At 68.5% G+C, this 18962-nt stretch carries 22 protein-coding genes and 1 riboswitch; of the genes, 18 read left to right on the forward strand and 4 right to left on the reverse strand.

The features are described from left to right. Window positions 1-2: 2 nt before the first annotated feature. Entirely contained in the window at window positions 3-1217 is a 1215-nt protein-coding gene (rocD, locus tag BOSE46_RS11495; protein ID WP_159540369.1) for an ornithine--oxo-acid transaminase, read from the reverse strand. A 118-nt stretch (window positions 1218-1335) separates the two neighbouring features. On the opposite strand from rocD, the gene BOSE46_RS11500 reads away from it, so the two are divergent. The 4 genes from BOSE46_RS11500 to BOSE46_RS11515 are packed head-to-tail and all read left to right on the forward strand — an operon-like array spanning window position 1336 to window position 5025. Next, the gene (locus BOSE46_RS11500) at window positions 1336-1863 is read left to right on the forward strand and encodes a hypothetical protein (protein WP_159540370.1); all 528 of its coding nucleotides are present in this window, start codon (window positions 1336-1338) and stop codon (window positions 1861-1863) included. A 37-nt stretch (window positions 1864-1900) separates the two neighbouring features. Then, a complete protein-coding gene (locus BOSE46_RS11505) occupies window positions 1901-2581 on the forward strand; it encodes a YcnI family protein (protein ID WP_159540371.1) in 681 nt (226 codons plus the stop codon). Next, window positions 2574-3086, forward strand: a complete 513-nt coding sequence (locus BOSE46_RS11510) for a copper resistance CopC family protein (RefSeq protein WP_159540372.1) — start codon at window positions 2574-2576, stop codon at window positions 3084-3086. Before BOSE46_RS11505 ends, BOSE46_RS11510 begins: the two co-directional genes overlap by 8 nt. After that, complete coding sequence (locus tag BOSE46_RS11515) at window positions 3067-5025, forward strand: cytochrome c oxidase assembly protein (protein WP_159540373.1); 1959 nt, start codon at window positions 3067-3069, stop codon at window positions 5023-5025. Before BOSE46_RS11510 ends, BOSE46_RS11515 begins: the two co-directional genes overlap by 20 nt. A gap of 31 nt (window positions 5026-5056) precedes the next feature. On the opposite strand, the gene BOSE46_RS11520 is transcribed toward BOSE46_RS11515, so the two are convergent. Continuing rightward, window positions 5057-5674, reverse strand: coding sequence for a superoxide dismutase (locus BOSE46_RS11520; RefSeq protein ID WP_056396764.1), 618 nt, complete (start codon window positions 5672-5674; stop codon window positions 5057-5059). Window positions 5675-5885: 211 nt separating this feature from the next. On the opposite strand from BOSE46_RS11520, the gene BOSE46_RS11525 reads away from it, so the two are divergent. From BOSE46_RS11525 to gcvP, 10 genes are all read left to right on the forward strand, one after another. Beyond that, window positions 5886-6461 (forward strand): CDP-alcohol phosphatidyltransferase family protein, encoded by a 576-nt coding sequence (locus BOSE46_RS11525; protein ID WP_159540374.1) that lies wholly within the window; start codon window positions 5886-5888, stop codon window positions 6459-6461. A gap of 1 nt (window position 6462) precedes the next feature. Beyond that, window positions 6463-7260: a DUF881 domain-containing protein gene (locus BOSE46_RS11530; protein WP_159540375.1), complete on the forward strand. Its 798-nt coding sequence runs from the start codon at window positions 6463-6465 to the stop codon at window positions 7258-7260. Next, window positions 7257-7589, forward strand: a complete 333-nt coding sequence (locus tag BOSE46_RS11535) for a small basic family protein (RefSeq protein ID WP_159540376.1) — start codon at window positions 7257-7259, stop codon at window positions 7587-7589. Before BOSE46_RS11530 ends, BOSE46_RS11535 begins: the two co-directional genes overlap by 4 nt. Next, window positions 7582-8286: a DUF881 domain-containing protein gene (locus tag BOSE46_RS11540; protein ID WP_159540377.1), complete on the forward strand. Its 705-nt coding sequence runs from the start codon at window positions 7582-7584 to the stop codon at window positions 8284-8286. Before BOSE46_RS11535 ends, BOSE46_RS11540 begins: the two co-directional genes overlap by 8 nt. Window positions 8287-8304: 18 nt before the next feature. After that, window positions 8305-8682, forward strand: a complete 378-nt coding sequence (gene gcvH / locus BOSE46_RS11545; RefSeq protein ID WP_159540378.1) for a glycine cleavage system protein GcvH — start codon at window positions 8305-8307, stop codon at window positions 8680-8682. A 100-nt stretch (window positions 8683-8782) separates the two neighbouring features. Beyond that, the gene (locus tag BOSE46_RS11550; RefSeq protein WP_159540379.1) at window positions 8783-9235 is read left to right on the forward strand and encodes an FHA domain-containing protein; all 453 of its coding nucleotides are present in this window, start codon (window positions 8783-8785) and stop codon (window positions 9233-9235) included. After that, window positions 9232-9951 (forward strand): MerR family transcriptional regulator, encoded by a 720-nt coding sequence (locus BOSE46_RS11555; RefSeq protein ID WP_201299618.1) that lies wholly within the window; start codon window positions 9232-9234, stop codon window positions 9949-9951. Before BOSE46_RS11550 ends, BOSE46_RS11555 begins: the two co-directional genes overlap by 4 nt. A 4-nt stretch (window positions 9952-9955) precedes the next feature. Then, window positions 9956-10435 carry a bifunctional nuclease family protein gene (locus tag BOSE46_RS11560; protein WP_159540380.1) on the forward strand — a complete coding sequence of 160 codons (480 nt, stop codon included), beginning with the start codon at window positions 9956-9958 and terminating at the stop codon, window positions 10433-10435. A 221-nt stretch (window positions 10436-10656) separates the two neighbouring features. Then, the gene (locus BOSE46_RS11565) at window positions 10657-11241 is read left to right on the forward strand and encodes a MerR family transcriptional regulator (protein WP_159540381.1); all 585 of its coding nucleotides are present in this window, start codon (window positions 10657-10659) and stop codon (window positions 11239-11241) included. Window positions 11242-11283: 42 nt separating this feature from the next. Then, window positions 11284-11372: riboswitch (glycine riboswitch) on the forward strand. An 85-nt stretch (window positions 11373-11457) separates the two neighbouring features. Next, window positions 11458-14286 carry an aminomethyl-transferring glycine dehydrogenase gene (gcvP, locus tag BOSE46_RS11570; protein ID WP_256366722.1) on the forward strand — a complete coding sequence of 943 codons (2829 nt, stop codon included), beginning with the start codon at window positions 11458-11460 and terminating at the stop codon, window positions 14284-14286. Window positions 14287-14334: 48 nt separating this feature from the next. Here gcvP and BOSE46_RS11575 read toward each other — a convergent pair whose 3' ends face one another. Continuing rightward, complete coding sequence (locus tag BOSE46_RS11575; RefSeq protein WP_159540382.1) at window positions 14335-15081, reverse strand: alpha/beta fold hydrolase; 747 nt, start codon at window positions 15079-15081, stop codon at window positions 14335-14337. A 78-nt stretch (window positions 15082-15159) separates the two neighbouring features. Here BOSE46_RS11575 and BOSE46_RS11580 point away from each other — a divergent pair, with 78 nt between their 5' ends. From BOSE46_RS11580 to BOSE46_RS11590, 3 genes are read left to right on the forward strand one after another with little or no spacing between them, the layout of a single operon-like run. Continuing rightward, entirely contained in the window at window positions 15160-15795 is a 636-nt protein-coding gene (locus BOSE46_RS11580) for a hypothetical protein (protein WP_159540383.1), read from the forward strand. Beyond that, on the forward strand, window positions 15792-16385 hold the full coding sequence (locus BOSE46_RS11585; RefSeq protein WP_159540384.1) for a hypothetical protein: 594 nt from the start codon (window positions 15792-15794) through the stop codon (window positions 16383-16385). The genes BOSE46_RS11580 and BOSE46_RS11585 overlap by 4 nt, the downstream gene beginning before the upstream one ends. Continuing rightward, entirely contained in the window at window positions 16382-17029 is a 648-nt protein-coding gene (locus tag BOSE46_RS11590; RefSeq protein WP_159540385.1) for a hypothetical protein, read from the forward strand. Before BOSE46_RS11585 ends, BOSE46_RS11590 begins: the two co-directional genes overlap by 4 nt. On the opposite strand, the gene BOSE46_RS11595 is transcribed toward BOSE46_RS11590, so the two are convergent. Further along, a complete protein-coding gene (locus BOSE46_RS11595) occupies window positions 17018-18277 on the reverse strand; it encodes a hypothetical protein (RefSeq protein WP_159540386.1) in 1260 nt (419 codons plus the stop codon). The genes BOSE46_RS11590 and BOSE46_RS11595 overlap by 12 nt on opposite strands. 64 nt (window positions 18278-18341) lie before the next feature. On the opposite strand from BOSE46_RS11595, the gene BOSE46_RS11600 reads away from it, so the two are divergent. After that, window positions 18342-18923 (forward strand): maleylpyruvate isomerase family mycothiol-dependent enzyme, encoded by a 582-nt coding sequence (locus tag BOSE46_RS11600; RefSeq protein ID WP_159540387.1) that lies wholly within the window; start codon window positions 18342-18344, stop codon window positions 18921-18923. The last annotated feature ends 39 nt before the right edge of the window (window positions 18924-18962 follow it).

The following is an 18962-nucleotide window of genomic DNA, read 5'->3' on the forward strand; positions in this document are numbered from 1 at the left end:
ACCTAGGCGTGCAGTGCCTCGGCCAGTGAGTCGACCGCACCGTCGATCTCGTCGCGGGTGATGACCAGCGGGGGAGCGATGCGGAGCGTACGCTCGTGCGTCTCCTTGCAGAGCACCCCGCGATCGCGCAGCGCCATCGAGACCTCGCGGCCGGTCTTGGCCGCCGGGTCGATGTCGATGCCGGCCCAGAGGCCCCGGCCGCGTACGGCCACGAGACCCTTGCCGACGAGCTCGTTGAGCCGCGCGTGCAGGTGCTCGCCGAGCTCGTGTGAACGCTGTTGGAACTCGCCGCTCTCGAGCAGCGCGACGACGGCCCGCCCGACGGCGCAGGCGACGGGATAGCCGCCGAACGTCGAGCCGTGCTGGCCTGGCTTGAGCACCCCGAGCACATCGGCGCGCCCGACGACCGCGGACACCGGGATGATGCCGCCGCCGAGGGCCTTGCCGAGCGTGTAGAGGTCGGCGCGCACGTCGTCATGATCGAGTGCGAACAGCTTGCCGGTGCGCGCGAGACCCGACTGGATCTCGTCAGCGACGAGCAGCACGTCGTTCTCGTCGCACAGGGCGCGTACGCCAGCGAAGAAGCCGGCGGGCGGCACGATGACGCCGGCCTCGCCCTGGATCGGCTCCATCAGGACGGCGGCGGTGTTGGGCGTGATCGCGGCGCGGACGGCATCGAGGTCGCCGTAGGGCACCGTGATGAAGCCGGGCGTGAACGGACCGTAGTTGTCGTGCGCCACCGGATCGTCCGAGAACGACACGATGGTCGTCGTGCGCCCGTGGAAATTGCCGGCAGCGACGATGATCTCAGCGCGGTCGAACTCGACGCCCTTGACCTCGTACGCCCACTTGCGGGCGACCTTGATGGCCGACTCGACGGCCTCGGCGCCGGTGTTCATCGTCAGCACCATCTCGGTGCCGGTCAAGGCAGCGAGGTCGCGGCAGAACGCGCCGAACTGGTCGTTGTGGAACGCGCGTGACGTCAGCGTGAGGCGGTCGAGCTGATCGCGGGCCGCGTCGAGCAGCGCCGGGTGCCGGTGCCCGAAGTTGAGCGCCGAGTAGCCCGACAGGAAGTCGAGGTAGCGGTTGCCGTCGACGTCCGTCACCCAGGCGCCTTCGGCCTCGGAGATCACCACCGGAAGGGGGTGATAGTTGTGCGCCCCCCACTGCTCGTCGAGGGTGATGAAGGACGCGGTGTCGTGTGCGGTTGCTGCCATGTGACCCACGGTACATACGTACGAGGTTCACCTCGAACACCGGGATTCCGGAGGCTGATCGCGTCCTCAACTCACCGCCGGTGAAGCCCGTCCCGAACGCGATCGATAGCCTGATCCCGTGCCCGGGTCCGCGTTCGATGCTGCGCTGCGACCGGCCGCAGGTCCCATCCGGCTCGTACGCTCGACGGCCGCCGCGCTGGCCTGTGTCGCCGCTGCGGCGACGGGGCACGCCACGGCCGGTGGCACCCTTGGTGCTGTCGCGGTGCTGGCCACGTTCGTCGGTGCGGCAGCCGTCGCCTGGCTGCTCTCCGCACGCCGTGTCACCCCCGGTCAGACCGTGGGACTCCTGATCCTCTGCCAGGTCTGCGTCCATCTGGGCGGATCGACCGGCGAGATGCAGATGTCCGTCGCGATGGTGGCCGGCCACATCGCCGCGACGGCGGTCAGCGCCCTTGCCCTCGCACGCGGCGAAGCGTTCGTCTGGCAGCTCGCCGAGCGGCTCGGCCTGCGGGTCGCCGCGCACGAGCTCACGATCGCCCCGATCCCCGCGTGGCGGCCGCCGGCGCCCGTCGTCGCGCCGCGATCACTGCAGGACGTACGCCTCGCGCACTCGCGGGCCGAGAGGGGACCGCCGAGCGGGTCCTGACCCCGCTCCGCACTCCCTTCACAGAAAGCACTTTTTCATGAATCGCATCACCGCGCGGCTTTCCGCTGCGCTCCTCACGGCTGCCCTCGTGGGCATCGCCGGTCCGGCGTTCGCCCACGTGAACGTCTCCTCGACCGACGCCACCCAGGGCGGCTTCGGCAAGGCGGTCTTCCGCGTGCCGACCGAGTCCGAGACGGCCTCGACGACCAAGCTCGTCGTGACGTTGCCCCAGGACACGCCGTTCGCCTTCCTCACCACACAGACCAAGCCGGGCTGGAAGGTCACGATCAAGGAGGCCAAGCTCGCCAAGCCGACCAAGGTCGGCGACTTCGAGCTGACCAAGGCCGTACGCACGATCACCTGGACGTCGACCGGTGACGGCATCCCGCCGTCGCAGTTCGACGAGTTCGCGATCTCCGGCGGTCCGTTCCCCGAGGCCGACACGATCGCGTTCACCGCCGAGCAGACCTACAGCGACGGCAAGGTCGTCGCCTGGGACCAGGTGCAGAAGGGCGACAAGGAGCCCGAGCACCCGGCTCCGACGCTGACGCTCGCTCAGCCGGTCGAGGACAAGGCCGCCGACAGCAAGACGGCTGCCGGCAAGGTGGAGGCCACTTCGGCCTCCGACAACACGGGTCGCTGGCTCGGCGGTGGCGCCCTCGTCGTGGCGGCCGTCGCCCTGGTTGTGGCTCTGCGGGAGAATCGACGTCGTGCGTAACGTCGTTCTCCGTGTGGCTCTCCTGAGCTTCGCCCTGCTCCTCATGGGGTCGGGCCCGGCGTCGGCGCATGCGTCGCTCGTCGGGTCCGACCCCGCGGACGGGGCCACCCTCGGCGCGGCGCCGACGGTCATCACGTTCACGTTCAACGAGAACATCGGCAACCCCGCATACATCGCCGTGACCGCGCCCAACGGCAGCAAGGTCGATGTCGGTGACGTACGAGCGATCGACAACAAGGTCTCGGCGAAGCTGCCCGATGTCGACCAGAAGGGCCGCTACACGGCGTCCTACCGGGTGGTGTCGGCCGACGGGCACCCCGTCGAGGGCACGATCCACTACTCCTCGACGACCGGGCGCACCGTCAAGCAGGTCGCCGCACCCGACAAGGAGACCTTCATCCACCGTCACAGTGCCCACCTGTTCTGGGGCATCCTCGCCGCTGCTGTGGCGATCGCCCTGCTCCTGGCTCCGTTGAGGAGGCGAGATGACAAGGACGACGCGTGACGTGGTCCTGGCCTTCCTGCTGGCCGTCGCAGTCCTGACGTTCTTCCTGGCCGTCGGCGGGGGAGCACCGAAGACCGCGCCCGCCGGCATCCCGGACCCAGGGCCCTTCGTGGGCTGGGCGGTGCCCTTCACGAAGCTTCTGACCGACGTGTCGGCCGTGCTGGTCATCGGGTTCCTCGCGGCGGCGGTGTTCCTGCTGCCGTCGACCCAGAGCGAGGTTGAAGGCCTCTCCGTCCAGGCCGTACGTGTTGCGGCCCGTTGGGCGATCGTGTGGTCGGCGGCCAGCGTGTTCTACTTCTTCGTCAAGGTCGCAGACACCTTCGCCAAGCCCCTGTCGGGGCTGTCCTGGGCCTTCATCGACGGTTATGCGGGTGCGTCCGAAGGGCGCGCGATCCTGTTGCAGGCCCTCGCGGCAGGGCTCGTGGCGATCGCCGCGCGGTGGACGCTCGGCACCGCGCCGCTGGCCGGGATCCTGGGTCTCGCGCTTGCGGCGATGGCGCCGATCGCGTTGACCGGCCACACGGCGTCGTCCGGCTCGCACGACCTGGCCACGACCAGCCTCCTGCTGCACCTCGTGGGCGTGACGATGTGGGTCGGCGGCCTCGCCGCACTCGCCTGGGTCGGACTGCGGGGGAGCAAGCGCCTGGAGGCCGCGATCACCCGCTTCTCGACGCTCGCACTGTGGTCCTTCGTCATCATCGGTGCCTCGGGGGCGATCAACGCGTCGGTTCGGCTCGGATCGATCGGGGAGGTGTTCGGTTCGGCGTACGGTCGGCTGGTCCTGCTGAAGGTTGCCGCGCTGGTGGTCCTGGGCGTGTTCGGGCAGCTGCAGCGCCGGCGCATCGTGGCCCAGAGCGCCGGATTCCTGCGTCTCGCCCTGACCGAGCTGTTCATCATGAGCGCGACGGTGGGGCTGGCTGTGGCGCTCTCTCGGACTCCCACCCCGGTCGGCAACAATGTCCTCAACACCCCGGTCGAGGAGCTCTTGGGCGGTCCGATGCCGGCCGCGCCGACCGTGCTGCGGCTGCTGTGGGGCTGGTCCGGCAACGGTGTCGGGCTGGCGATCGTCTGCCTGGGCACGGCGCTCTACCTCCGCGGCGTCTGGGCGATGCGCCGGCGCGGCGATGCGTGGCCGGTCGGACGTACGATCTCGTGGTTGCTCGGCATGGTCATCATCGCCTGGGCCACGTTCGGCGGGCTCGGCGTCTACTCACACGTGCTGTTCAGCGCCCACATGGCGTCGCACATGCTGCTGTCGATGGTTGCGCCGATCTTCCTCGTGCTCGGCGCCCCCATGACCCTGGCGCTGCGCACGTTGCCCGGCCCGCGGCAGCCGGGCGAGGTGTCACCCCGCACGATGCTGCTGGGATTCCTGCACTCGCGGTTCTCGCGGTTCTTCACGCACCCGTTGGTTGGGCCGGTGCTGTTCGTCGGCAGCCTCTACGGCCTCTACTTCAGCGGCGCCTTCGAGAGCCTCATGGGCAACCACTGGGGCCACGCGATCATGGAGCTGCACTTCCTGACCGTCGGCACGCTGTTCTACTACGTCCTGATCGGCGTCGATCCCGCACCGCGGGCCATCGCCCCGCTCGTACGTTTCGGCATGCTGCTGGTCACGGTGCCGTTCCACGCGTTCTTCGCCGTCGTGGTGATGTCGTCCAACACGGTGTTCGCCGGCGACTACTGGCGCTCCCTCCACCGGCCCTATCGCACCGACCTGCTCGCCGACCAGTACCTCGGCGGCGGCATGGCCTGGGCGATGGGCGAGATCCCGCTGATCCTCGTGATGGGCGCGATCCTCGTGCAGTGGTACCGCTCCGACGCGCGGGAGGCCAAACGGTTCGACCGGTCCGAGAGCCGTACGGGCGACGAGCAGCTCGAGGCGTACAACGCCCGCCTGCGCGACCTCGCCGAACATGGAAAACGGCGGGACCCCTAGAAGGAGGTCCCGCCGTCGGCCGTGTCGTCGGTCAGAAGATGATCTGGCCGCCGGAGGTCGCCGCCGTGAAGCGTGCCTGGGCATCGGCCCAGTTGGCGATGTTCCACCACGCCTTGACGTAGTCGCCCTTGACGTTGAGGTAGTCGAGGTAGAACGCGTGCTCCCACATGTCCAGCTGGATGATCGGGATCAGCGTCGCCGGGATGTTGTTCTGCTGGTCGAACAGCTGCACGTTGATCAGCCGCTGGCCCAGCGTGTCCCAGGCCAGGATCGCCCAGCCCGAGCCCTGCAGGCCCAGCGCCGACGCCTCGAACTGCGCGCGGAACGCGTCGAACGAGCCGAAGTTGTCGTCGATCGCGGCGCCCAGCTCACCGTCGGGCTTGTCGCCGCCCTCGGGGGAGAGGTTCTTCCAGAAGATCGAGTGGTTGATGTGACCGCCGAGGTTGAACGCGAGGTTCTTCTCCAGCAGGTTGATCGTGTCGTGGGCCTCGGTGCTGCGCGCCTCTTCGAGCTTCTCGAGCGCGGTGTTCAGGCCGTTGACGTAGTTCTGATGGTGCTTCGAGTGATGAAGCTCCATGATCTTGCCCGAAATGTGCGGATCCAGAGCGCCATAGTCGTACGGCAGATCCGGAAGTGTGTAGTCAGCCACGATCCTCCTCGGGACGTGGGCACCTCATGTGCCCGGTGTGTAGTTGTATGCGTTTCAACTGCCAGTCTGTCAGTCCTGTTCCCATACGCAACGGCGGTGCCCAACCCGTGGGCGGCAGGCCCGTGTCCGCGAGCAGATGACGGGTTGGCATGTCCTAGTCTGTCTGTGGACATTCCGGGGGTAACCACCACGACGTACGAGGAGGATCGAGATGGAGGAGCGCATCCTCACGATCCCCAACGCACTCAGCTTCGTACGCCTCCTGCTGGTCCCGGTGTTCCTGTGGCTCGTGCTCGGGCCCGAGTACGACGAGCTGGCGCTGGCCGTCCTCATGGTCTCGGGCATCACCGACTACCTCGACGGCAAGCTGGCACGCAGGCTCAACCAGACGTCCAAGATCGGCGCGATCCTCGACCCTGTCGCCGACCGGTTCTTCATCCTCGCCGTCGTGATCGGCCTCGGCTACCGCGACATCATCCCGTGGTGGCTCGCCGTGATCCTGCCGCTGCGGGACGTCTTCTTGTTCAGCCTCGTGCCGTTCCTGCGCACGCGCGGCTACAGCTCACTGCCCGTCCACTTCCTCGGCAAGGCCGCCACCGCGAGCCTGCTGTATGCCTTCCCGTTGCTCCTGCTGGGTGACGGGAGCGGCACGGTCGCGGACCTGGCCAACGTGTTCGGCTGGGCGTTCACGATCTGGGGTGTGGCGCTCTACTGGTGGGGCGGCGTCCTGTACGCCTTCCAGGTGCGGCGGCTCATGACCTCGACGGCACCAGTCGTCCGGAGCTGACATGGCCGAGCAGGAGGCGCCGATGCGGGCCGAGGGCCTGCTCGAGCAGATCGCCGAGACGGCGCTCGACGACGACTACTACGTCGTACGCGCCGGCAGCTACGCCGACTCACGCGAGTTCAACACGCCACTGACGGGTCTCGTGCTGGCGGCCTTCGCGCTCCTCGTGGTGATCGCGGCCGTGCAGACCCGCAACGACCGGCCGGCGACCGAGCGCGAGCGTGACTCGCTCATCAGCGACGTCGCAGCGCGCAAGAAGGTGCAGGCCAGCCGCGAGGCGACGGCCGAGCGCCTGCGCAAGGAAGTGGCCGACCTGTCGGCGTCGGTCGGCCAGTTCGACCCGGCCTACCAGAACGTCCGCATCGAGACCGGCGACCTCGCCGTCACGGGCTCGGGCATCAGGATCGTGGCCGGCGACAGCACGCAGCGCAACACCGACGGAGTCATCACCGACAACGACCTCCAGATACTGGTCAACGGCCTCTGGTACGCCGGCGCCGAGGCCGTGGCGATCAACGGGCAGCGCCTTGGGACCCTGACGGGCATCCACTTCGCCAACGGCGCGATCAACGTCAACTTCACGGACATCGCGCCGCCCTACACGATCGAGGCGATCGGTGAGAGTGACACACTGTTGCAACGCTTCGAGAACAACCCGGCCGGTCGCTACTGGGCATCCCGGCAAAAGGACGCATCCGTGCAGTTCGGCATGACACCATCGTCTGACCTCTCCGTTCCCGCCGTGCCCGAGAAGCGCAGGACGATCCACCACGCAACCGCCATCAAGGGGGAAGAATGATCCCGGTCATCGGCCTGGCCATCGGCATCGTGGCCGGGCTGGTCCTCAAGCCGACGGTGCCCACGGACCTGCAGCCCTACCTGCCGATCGCGATCGTCGCGGCCCTCGACGCGGTCATCGGGGCGCTTCGCGCGCTGGGGGAGCGCCGGTTCAACGATCGCGTGTTCGTCGTCTCGTTCATCTCCAACGTCGTGATCGCGGCGTTCATGGTCTACCTCGGCGACCAGCTGGGTGTCGGCTCGCAGCTCTCGACCGGCGTCGTCGTGGTGCTCGGCATCCGTATCTTCGCCAACGCCGCGGCAATCCGGCGGAGGATCTTCCATGCCTGAGAGGTCGTGGCGCTCGCTGTTCCGTCCGTCGGTCCCGCTCGTCGTGGCCGCGATCCTGCTGGGCGGCCTGGCGCTGGCGATGATCGCCCAGATCAACGCCAAGGACACCGACGACTACTCCGGCGTTCGCGGGGACGACCTCGTCGAGCTGCTCAAGTCGCTGGATGCGACCAACGAGCGGCTCAGCACGCAGATCGACGAGCTGACCACGACCCGCAACGGGTTGCTCGACAGCACCAAGCGCACCGAGAAGGCCGAGAAGCAGGCCAAGCTGCGGGCCGAGCAGCTGGCGATCCTTGCGGGCACGGTGGGCGCCAAGGGCCCAGGCGTGGAGGTCGTCATCGACGATCCCGACAAGAACATCGACGCCGCAGGTCTGCTCGATGCGGTTGAGAAGCTGCGCGACTCCGGTGCCGAGGCGATCGCCATCAACGGCGTCGCCCGCGTCGTCGCACAGACGTACTTCCTCGACGACGACGACCAGATCCGGGTCGGCGGCCGCGAGATCAAGCGGCCGTACCGGATCGAGGCGATAGGGGACTCGTCGGTCCTGGCCGGAGCGGTACGCTTTCCCGGCGGAGTCATGGATGGGATCTCGATCCTGGGCGGCACTGCGAGCGTGACCGAGCAGAAGAAGGTCACGATCACGGCGCTGGCCGACGTCAAGGCCCCTGAGTTCGCACGACCATCTTCCTGATCTGGCTAGGAGCACGCGGTGATCCCTGAGGACCTCTACTACAGCGAAGAGCACGAGTGGGTGCGCCTCGACGACGACATCGCGACGATCGGCATCACTGACTTCGCTCAGGACCAGCTCGGCGACATCGTCTACGTCGAGCTGCCCGCGGTGGGCGACCGCGTCGAGGCCGGCGCCGTCATCGGTGAGCTCGAGTCGACCAAGTCGGTCTCCGACATCTTCTCCCCGCTCACCGGTGAGATCGTGTCCCGCAACGACTCCCTCGAAGGCGGGCCCGAAGTCATCAACTCCGATCCCTACGGCGAGGGCTGGCTCATCAAGGTCCGGACCGCCGACGAGGACCCCACAGCATCGCTGCTCGAGGCCGAGGCCTACTCGGCGCTCGTCTCCGACTGAATCACCTCGCGATCACGACGTGTCGTGAGCGTACGGAGTGCTAAGTTGGAGACGAAGTCTCAACCCGCACTCAAGACCCCAACCTTCAGGAGTGAACCCGATGTCAACGCCGGACCACGAGCCCGACGAAACCGCCGGACCGGTGCCTCCGAGCGATGACACGACGCACATCCCGATCCTCGATGCCGACACCGAGGAAATGTCCGCGTCAGATGTCTCGGCGGTCGAGAACCTGCCAGCCGGCAGCGCGATGCTGCTGGTGCAGCGCGGCCCGGACTCCGGTGCCCGCTTCCTGCTCGACAGCGACGTCGTGACGGTGGGCCGGCACCCCGACAGCGACATCTTCCTCGACGACATCAGCGTCTCCCGCCGCCACGCGACGTTCACGCGCAGTGGGGCGGGCTACTCGATCGCCGACCTGGGCAGCCTCAACGGCAGCTACGTCAACCGTGACCGCATCGACAGCGACGTGACGTTGTCGGGCGGCGATGAGGTCCAGATCGGCAAGTACCGCCTGATCTACTTCGCCGGAGCCCTGAAGGGCGGAGCGTGACCGAACCCCTGCCGGAGCTTTCGCGCCTCGGCATCGGCAAGGTGCTCGACGAGCTCCTGCCGGAGTTCCCGGATCTCACGATCACCAAGATCCGCTACCTGGAGTCCGAAGGGCTGCTCGAGCCGGAGCGTACGTCGTCGGGTTATCGCAAGTTCTCGTTCGGCGACGTCGAGCGCCTGCGCTTCATCCTGCGTCAGCAGCGCGACAAGTTCTGGCCGCTGAGCCACATCCGTCAGGTGCTCGACGACATGGACCGCGGTGTCGTGCCCGACACGCAGCTCGGCAGCACCACACGGGTGCCGCAGCTGAGCCTCGCGGTCGACGGCCTGCCGACGGCCGAGACCTTCGCGGAGCCCAAGAGCACGGCACGCCTGTCGCGTGAGGAGCTGCTCGACTCGGCCGGCATCGACTCCGACACGCTCGACGCGATCGAGGAGTTCGGCTTGATCGTGCGCCGGCCCACCCAGGCGTACTACGACGGTGAGGCGCTGCAGGTCGCAGCGCTGGTGGGGGAGTTCGTCGAGCTCGGCATCGAGCCGCGCCACCTGCGCATCTTCCGCGCTGCAGCCGATCGCGAGGTCGCGCTGTTCGAGCAGGTCGTGACGCCACGGTCCCGCCAGCTCGACAAGGAAGCCAGCGAGCAGACCGTGTCGGCACTGGCCGCCCTGTCCGTACGCCTGCAGAGCGTCCTCGTCAGAAGTCGATTGCGCGGCTAGTCCCATGCGCGAGGTCGAGGTGGTGGGCGTACGTGTCGAGATGCCGACCAACCAGCCGCTGGTGCTCCTCCGAGAGGTGGACGGGGGCCGCTACCTGCCGATCTGGATCGGCGCGGTCGAGGCGTCCGCCATCGCGTACGCGCAGCAGGGCACGGTCACGCCCCGGCCGCTGACGCACGAGCTGATGCAGAGCATCGTCGAGGCCCTGGGCGACGAGCTCGACGCGGTCCAGATCACCGACGTCCGCGAAGGCATCTTCTACGCCCTGCTGATCTTCGCATCGGGCGCCGAGGTCGAGGCGCGACCGTCGGACTCGATCGCCCTGGCCCTGCGCTCGGGCGCGCGGATCCTGTGCACCGAGGACGTGCTGGACGAAGCCGGCATCCTCGCGACGACGGACGAGGACGAGGAGATCGAGAAGTTCCGCGAGTTCCTCGATGAGATCAGCCCGGAGGATTTCGACAAGCCCGACCCGGAGGCCTAAGTCTCAAGTCTTACTTCAAGGTTGAGGCTTGCGGTTCCTAGGAAGGCCGCCCGCGGCCGACCGGGAGCGAGCTCTGCGAGCGAAGGACGACACGCCCGGGTTTGCGCTCGGTCGTTGCTTTGGCAAAGTCTCACCCTTACCTTGAGAGAACTACTGAGGTACACGGATGTAGTTCCGTGGAGGTAGTCTTCCCCAATACACAGCATTGGAAGGCATTTCGGATGATCGAGTCACGCGACGACGACGTCACAGCCACCACGGAGGCCGTGGCGGAGGCCAACGACCAAGGCTTGCTGTTCACCGACGATGTCTCCCCGCTTCCTGAGGACGCCGGATTCCGCGGCCCGACCGCGTGCAGCGCCGCAGGCATCACCTACCGGCAGCTGGACTACTGGGCTCGCACCAAGTTGGTCGAGCCGACCGTACGCTCGGCGACCGGCTCCGGCACGCAGCGCCTCTACTCGTTCAAGGACATCCTGCTGCTCAAGATCATCAAGCGTCTGCTCGACGCCGGTGTCTCGCTGCAGCAGATCCGCATCGCGATCGACCACCTCCGCGTACGCGGCACCGACGACCTGACGCAGGTCACCCTGATGAGTGACGGCGCCAGCGTCTACGAATGCCGCTCCGCCGACGAGGTCATCGACCTCCTGCAGGGCGGCCAGGGTGTGTTCGGCATCGCGATCGGCGGCGTGTGGAAGGAGATCGAGGGCTCGCTCCACGAGCTCCCGAGCGAGCGCGCGGTCGAGATCAGCCTTGCCGACGACGAGCTCGCGGCCCGTCGCCGCGCCCGCCTCAGCTCCTAGCCCACACACCTCGGCACCACCTTGGTAGGCTGGGGGTGCTGTCGACCGCGCGTGGGAGAGTTCGCCCAGGCGGCGCCGAAGGGGCAATTCCTCCCCGGAACCTCTCAGGCACCAAGGACCACGCGACCGAGGCAATTCTGAAGCGCTCAGCCTTCGCGGTTGGGAGTGACAGAAGGGGAGGCGTAGATCGACGCCTCTACCTTCGGGAGCCTCCTCGTGCCTTCATCCTTCACCAGTCGCCACATCGGCCCGACCCCGTCCGACCAGGACGCCATGGTCCGCCGGGTCGGCTACGACTCGCTCGATGACCTGATGGCCGCGGCCGTCCCGTCCGGCATCCGCAGCGCGCAGGCGCTCAACCTGCCGCCAGCCCAGACCGAAGCCGAGGCGCTGGCCACCCTGCGAGGGCTCGCTGACCGCAACAACCCGGGCGTGGCCATGATCGGCCTGGGCTACCACCCGACCGTGACGCCGCCGGTCATCCGGCGCAACGTGCTGGAGGACCCGTCCTGGTACACGGCCTACACGCCGTACCAGCCGGAGATCTCGCAGGGCCGGCTCGAGGCCCTGATCAACTTCCAGACCGTGATCGCCGACCTGACCGGCCTGACGACGGCCAACTCGTCGCTGCTCGACGAGGGCACCGCGGTCGCCGAGGCCATGACGCTGATCCGCCGGGCGACCAAGGGCAAGGACGCGTTGCCGATCATCATCGACGCGGGGCTGCTGCCGCAGACGCTGGCCGTCACGCACACGCGCGCGGAGGCGCTGGGCATCGAGCTCCTCGAGGCTGATCTCGCTGCTGGTGTCCCCGAGGTCGAGGCGGCCGGCACGATCATCGCCTACCCGCGCACCGACGGCCAGATCGTCGACCCCCGGCCCGCGATCGACGCCGCGCACGCCTCTGGCGGTCTCGCCGTCGTCGTCGCCGATCCGTTGGCTCTCGTGCTGCTGGCCTCGCCGGGCTCGATGGGTGCCGACGTCGTCGTGGGCTCCAGCCAGCGGTTCGGCGTGCCGATGTTCTACGGCGGACCGCACGCCGGCTTCATGGCCGTGCGCGCAGGCCTCGAGCGGCACCTGCCCGGACGCTTGGTCGGCGTGTCCGTCGACAGCGCCGGCCGTCCGGCGTACCGGCTGGCCCTGCAGACGCGCGAGCAGCACATCCGCCGCGAGAAGGCCACGTCCAACATCTGCACCGCGCAGGTGCTGCTGGCGGTCGCCGCGTCGATGTACGCGGTCTACCACGGTCCTGACGGACTGCGCGAGATCGCGCGGGAGGTCAACGGTCGCGCCGTGACCATGGCGCGTGGGCTGACAGCCGGTGGTGTCGAGATCGTCTCCGAGTCGTTCTTCGACACGATCGTCGCCCGTGTGCCCGGCCGAGCCGCTGATGTCGTCAAGAACGCACGCGCCTCCGGCATCCACCTGCGTCTGGTCGACGAGGACCACGTCGGCGTCACCACCAACGAGACGACCACAGAGGCCCACCTGCGTGCCGTCTGGGACGCCTTCGGGGTCGACTCGCCTGACTGGGGCATGGGCGGCGAGTCGCTGCCGGCGGAGCTGCTGCGGACGGACGAGATCCTCACGCACCCGGTGTTCCACGAGCACCACAGCGAGACGCAGATGCTGCGCTACCTGCGCAAGCTCAGCGACCGCGACTACGCCCTCGACCGCGGCATGATCCCACTCGGGTCGTGCACCATGAAGCTCAACGCGACAGCCGAGATGGAGCCCATCAGCTGGCCGGGATTCGCCGACCTGCACCCGTTCGTGCCGGCCGAGGACGCCGCCGGGATGATCGAGCTCGTCGAGACGCTCGAGTCCTGGCTCGCCGAGGTCACCGGCTATGCCGCCGTGTCGATCCAGCCCAACGCCGGATCGCAGGGTGAGTTCGCCGGCCTGCTGGCCATTCGCGCGTACCACCTGAGTCGTGGCGACGAACACCGCGACGTGTGCCTGATCCCCGCGTCGGCGCACGGCACCAACGCAGCGTCGGCGGTCATGGCCGGCATGCGCGTGGTGATCGTGAAGTCCACCGACCAGGGTGAGGTCGACCTCGAGGACCTCCGAGCGCAGTGCGAGGCGCATGCCGACGACCTCGCCGCGATCATGGTGACGTACCCGTCGACGCACGGCGTCTACGAGCACGGCATCACCGAGCTCTGCGAGATCGTGCACAGCCACGGCGGCCAGGTGTACGTCGACGGCGCCAACCTCAACGCACTGCTCGGGCACGCTGCTCCGGGCCAGTTCGGTGGCGACGTCTCGCACCTCAACCTGCACAAGACGTTCTGCATCCCGCACGGTGGCGGCGGCCCCGGCGTCGGTCCGGTCGCCGTCGCGGAGCACCTCGTCCCGTTCCTGCCCACGCATCCGCTGCACCCGGTGGAGAGCAAGCGCGGGGGAGTCGGAGCGATCAGCGCGGCTCCGTACGGGTCCGCCGGAATCCTGCCGATCCCTTACGCGTACATCGCGATGATGGGTGCCGAAGGACTGACGGACGCGACCTCGGTGGCAGTCCTGTCGGCCAACTACATCGCCAAGCGCCTCGAGAGCGCGTTCCCGGTGCTCTACACCGGCGACAACGGCCTGGTGGCGCACGAGTGCATCCTCGACGTCCGGCCGCTCTCCAAGGCGTCAGGGCTGAGCATCGACGACGTCGCCAAGCGGCTCATCGACTACGGGTTCCACGCTCCGACGATGAGCTTCCCGGTGCCCGGCACGCTGATGGTCGAGCCGACGGAGTCCGAGGACCTCGCCGAGCTCGACCGCTTCTGCGACGCGATGCTGGCGATCCGTGCGGAGATCGACGCGGTCACGGCGGGGGAGTACCCCGACGGCGACAACCCACTGGTGCACGCGCCGCACACGATGCGGGACCTGCTCGCGTGGAAGCACGCGTACGCGATCGAGACCGGTGCATTCCCGGCCGGCTCCGTCGACGACAAGTACTGGCCCCCGGTCGGCCGGATCGACCAGGCGTACGGCGACCGCAACCTCGCGTGCTCCTGCCCCCCGATCGAGGCCTTCGCCGAGAACTGACCCGTCACCGGGCGAAAACTGACCCCTCACCGGGCGAAAACTGACCCGTCAGCGGACGGTGGCGAACCAGGTGATGATCTGGTCGACCACGGGGGCGGGCGTCTTGACCCACATGACGTGGTGGGTCGTGCCACCCTCGGGGGCGGCGTCCTTGGTGTAGACCCATCGGGTGGAGTGCTCCGCGTCGAGGAATGTCTCGGCGAACACCTTGTTGGACCGGGAGACCGCGTACGTGTCGCCCTGCAGCTGGATCATCAGCGACGGCGTCGTGATGCGGTGTGGCACGTCGAACGGCGGCTTGCCCGACCGGACGACCCGGGCCCACTCGCGCATCAACGTACGGGCGCCGGGCGCGCCGAAGAACGGCTTGGGCACGAATCCGCGGACCCGTGCCACCACCGGCACGCTCACACCGAGGAACAGCACCGGCAGGCCGCCCCTGGGGTATGACCGGAAGTGGGGCACGGAAGCGCCCACCGTCACGAACCCGTCGCTGGGCGGATGGTGCAGCTCGTGCCCCGCGGCGATCTGCGCCCCGAGGCTGTGGCCCAACAGGATCACCGGACGTTCGGGCTGGTCGGCGCGAGCCTTGGCCACCTCGTCGGCGATCGCGGCCATCTCGTCGGCATAGCTCCAGTCGTACGACCGCGACGCGGTGGGCTCGCCACGTTCGAAGCCGCGGGTCGACAGGGCCTTGGCCTCCCAGCCGCGGCGTTCGAACTCGGCGACGAGCGGGCGGTAGAAGGCGGACGGCACCGCCATTGCGGCCGAGATCAGGACGATGGGCTCAGGCATGCCGCACATCATGACACGAGCACTGTCAACGTCGGATCCGGGCGCGACCCGGCAGCGACGTGCCCTACGATCGTCACCATGTCGGGGGAGGGATGGCGTCACCATGTGACGTCCTGGTGGCGAGCGCGCAGCATCCGTCAGATGGTCCTCATGGCCGGTGCCGTCCTGCTGCTGGTCTCGGGCCTGTTCGGCGGGTTGCGTGACGCTCCGGCCGAGGCTGCAGTGCCGCTCGTGGTCGGCAAGCCTCACGAGGCCGCGCCCTTCACGCTCACGGTCGAACGAGCGCGGTGGACGAGCGACCTGGGTGAGATCGCCAAGACCGATCGCGGCCGCTATCTCATCGTGATCGTCAAGGTCCGGACCGACGCCGACCGATCGGTCGACCTGTCCACGCTGCAGGAGGCGCTCGCGTTGCGGGGCGCCAAAGGAATCTACGCGGCGATGGGTGGCGACAAGATCGTGCCGAGCCTGGAGGTGACGCCGTCGGTCTACGTGCTCGCCGACGGCACGCCGATGTCGGCGCTGCCGCCGGGCCTGACGTACGAGCTGGTCTACATCTGGGAGCAGCGCGGCAGCGAACCCGTGCCCGAGCGGCTCAAGCTGGCGTCGCGCTCGCACACCTGGCGCCAGAGCTCGCTCGACGAGCAGATGAACTGGTTCGATCCGACGGTGGACGCGGTGGGTACGGTCCCGCTGATCGAGGCGAAGCCATGAAGTGGCCTGTCCCACGACGGTCCCAGCTCGGCACGGGTGCGCTGGTCATCGCCGCGCTCTCGGTGGGGCAGGTGCTGGTCGACCACCTGCCGTCGGGCGATCGCGCGGGACGCCCGTTCGAGCACGAGGTCGGGGTCGGCCAGACCGTCGCGCTGCGCACCGGCACGCTGACGGTGACGGGCGTCGATGGTGCACGATCGGTGCAGCCCCAACGCGACGACCGGCTGCTGTCGCCGGGTGTCATCGTCGTGGTCACGTTCGACTTCACGCCGAAGGTGCCCGAGACGACCATCACCTACGGCCAACTCCGAGATGCCGACGGCAGGACGACGGCCCTCGGCGGCGCGCGGAGCGCGGTCAGCTGCCCTCAACCACCCGTGGGCATCACGTCGCACTGCACCGCGATCGTCGAGGCTGATCCGCGTACGTTGGCCGGCGCACGCCTCACCCTCGGACCGTTGGCGATCGACGAGCGTTTCGACGACGTGGCGGTCGCGGACCTGGCGATCTCCGATCGGGATGTCGCGACGTGGAAGAAGCGCACGACGCCGCTCAAGGTGGCGTCCCCGACCGTGGCGGGCATGTCATGAGGTCCTGGCTGAGGGGCAATCGCATCGCCCTGCTGCTGCTCCCGATTGCCCTCATCACGGCCCTGTTGGCGAGCAGCTCGCGCATCGAGGACTACTGGTGGGGCAAGGGGCTGCATCAAGCCGTCAGGGCCGACTCGTCAGGCGTGGCGCGCTTCAAGGACGCGTACGACGACGGCTACCTGACCTATCCCATCGCCGCGGACATCTCTCTCACCTCGGTGGAGCCGGTCACCACGATCGACAACAGCGTGGGGGTCCCGCAACCGGTCACGGTGCCCGAGGGCGCGATGCTCTGGCGCGTTGTCCTGGGCTTCAGGGCCGATCCGGACGTCGTGCTCTGGGGGTGCCACATCGCGATCGTCGACACCAACGGCACCCGGTACGACGCCGAGTCGCGGCAGTTCCAAAGCTTCGGCGCGACCCCGATCTACAGCTGCGTACCGGACGACACGCCTGGACCGAAGCCCGTCATCGGCAGCACCGCGAAGCCGAAGGTCGCCGACGGTGAGTCACCGCGCCCTCCTGCGTACGAGGCGGAGACCTACGTCGTCACGCCGAAGGGTGTGAAGCCGGACAACGTGCGGGTGTGGTGGATCCCCCCGAAGTACGCCGAGCTGCCGGTCGACGAGACGTCACGCGGCTGAGCCGGCCGCCTCGGTCGCCAGGTGCTCATCGCGCCGCTGCACGACCCGGTCGATCGCGGCGCCGAGCAGGCCGACCAGCAACAGGCTGTAGACCGCGTCGGCGAGGATGTTGACGTAGGGCGCGATGGCCAGCGCCGTGTCGCGGTCGAGCGGCCCGACGACGGTTCGCCACACCTCGGTCACCAGCACACCTGACTGGCTGGCGATGATGAACACGAGGCAGAACAACAGCATCGGCACCAGCCCGCCGATCACGATCAGCCGGAGACCGTCCCCCAGGCCGCGGAACCGCCCGCGCAGGTCGGCGGTCGCCTCCGACCCGATGCGGCGGACCGGCGCGGGGATCCGCGCCACGGGGCGCAGGAGGGGAGACGCGGGTCGAGTCGGACGAGGCACGTAGATCTGCCGGCCGAGGGCGACCGCGCCGACGGTCAGCCACGCGATGGGGATGACGACGATCCCGTCGGCGTCGCCGATGACGTTGCCGAGCCAGTGCGCGGTCGAGCGGAGCGGGTCGCCGATCGGTCCGACGGCGTCGGTCAGGGTGGCCCACCGGTCCTCGACCCATTCGACGGACCGCCGATCGGTCACCCACGTCCACACGCGGTCCTGGTACTTCGTGATCTGGCGCGCGATGAGGAACAACCACAGCACCTCGACGTAGGCGGCGAGCAGGCCCCAGGTCGTGTGCTTCGACGGCAGGTCGAGCTTGTCGATCGCGAAGCGCAGCACGAGGGCCACCACCACGATGCCCACCAGCAACGTGCCGTCGGCGATGATCGTGCGATTGGAGTCGGCGGCGTGACCGTAGAACGAGCCGGCGGTGCCGTAGATCTCGTCGTACGACGCCTCGTTGACGAACAGCCGGATGTCCTCCTTGAGGTAGCCCTGCGCCGCGTACACCGTGAGGAACGGGATGAGGGTGCTCGCCAGCAGACCGAGCCACGGCGTCGTGGGAGTGTCGGGACTGGTCTCGCCGCCGAACGACGCTGACGAGAGGGACGTCGACACGACCCGCAGCATCAGGATGATCGCGGTGAGGGTCGCCATGGGCGCCAAGGGCAGCATGAACCCGGCGACGGTCGGGTTGTGCGCGCTGACCTCGACGGACGCCCACAGGACGCCGTTGCGGATCGTCGAGCCGAACAGGTAGATCACCAGGAGTGTCGGCCCGTGCCGACCCACGAGGCGCAGCCCGTTGATGATGACCGCCAGCGCATCGCCGAGCGCCCCCCGAAGACTTCTCACGGGAAGATCCTAGGGGGTGGTCGGACTCGACCGGCGGGGGTGACGAGGTCGGTAGATTCGAGCCGTGACCGCGACCCAGATCGACCTGCTGGAGTCCGTCCTGCGCACGACGCGACGCCTCGCGGATCGCCTGGAGCCGCGCGACCTCGAGCGGCCGACCCCGTGCGATGAGCTCGACGTACGCCGCCTGCTGGAGCACCTCATCGGCTGGCAGCAGATCATGGGCGCGTGCGCGGCCGGCCTCGAGCCTGCGCTGGCAGACGGGTCGCCGACGTACGTGGCATCCGCGGACATCGCCGGCGACCTGCGGGCCGCGTCGACGGCTCTGGTCAACAGCCTGCGCCAGAGGAACGACGACACCATCGTGCTGCCGTACCGCGGATCGACCTCCGTGGACGTCATGCACGCGGAACAGCTCGCGGAGCACGTCATCCACACGTGGGACCTCGGTGCGGCTCTCGGAGTGCCCGTCTCGTTCGACGAGGAGGTCGTGACCGCGGCCCACGAAGGACTGTCCCTGATGCTCGGGGAGTCGTTCGCCGAGATGGGCTTCCGTACGCCCGTGTCGGCCCAGCCTGCGCCGACCGAGCTCGCGCGACTCCTCGTACGCAGCGGGAGGTCACCCGCGGACTGGCCGACCCCCTGAGCCTTCACTGTGCGGGACTTGTCCCCACATGCCAGCATC

It is taken from the genome of Aeromicrobium sp. 9AM, assembly GCF_902506105.1.
Classification (GTDB): domain Bacteria; phylum Actinomycetota; class Actinomycetes; order Propionibacteriales; family Nocardioidaceae; genus Aeromicrobium.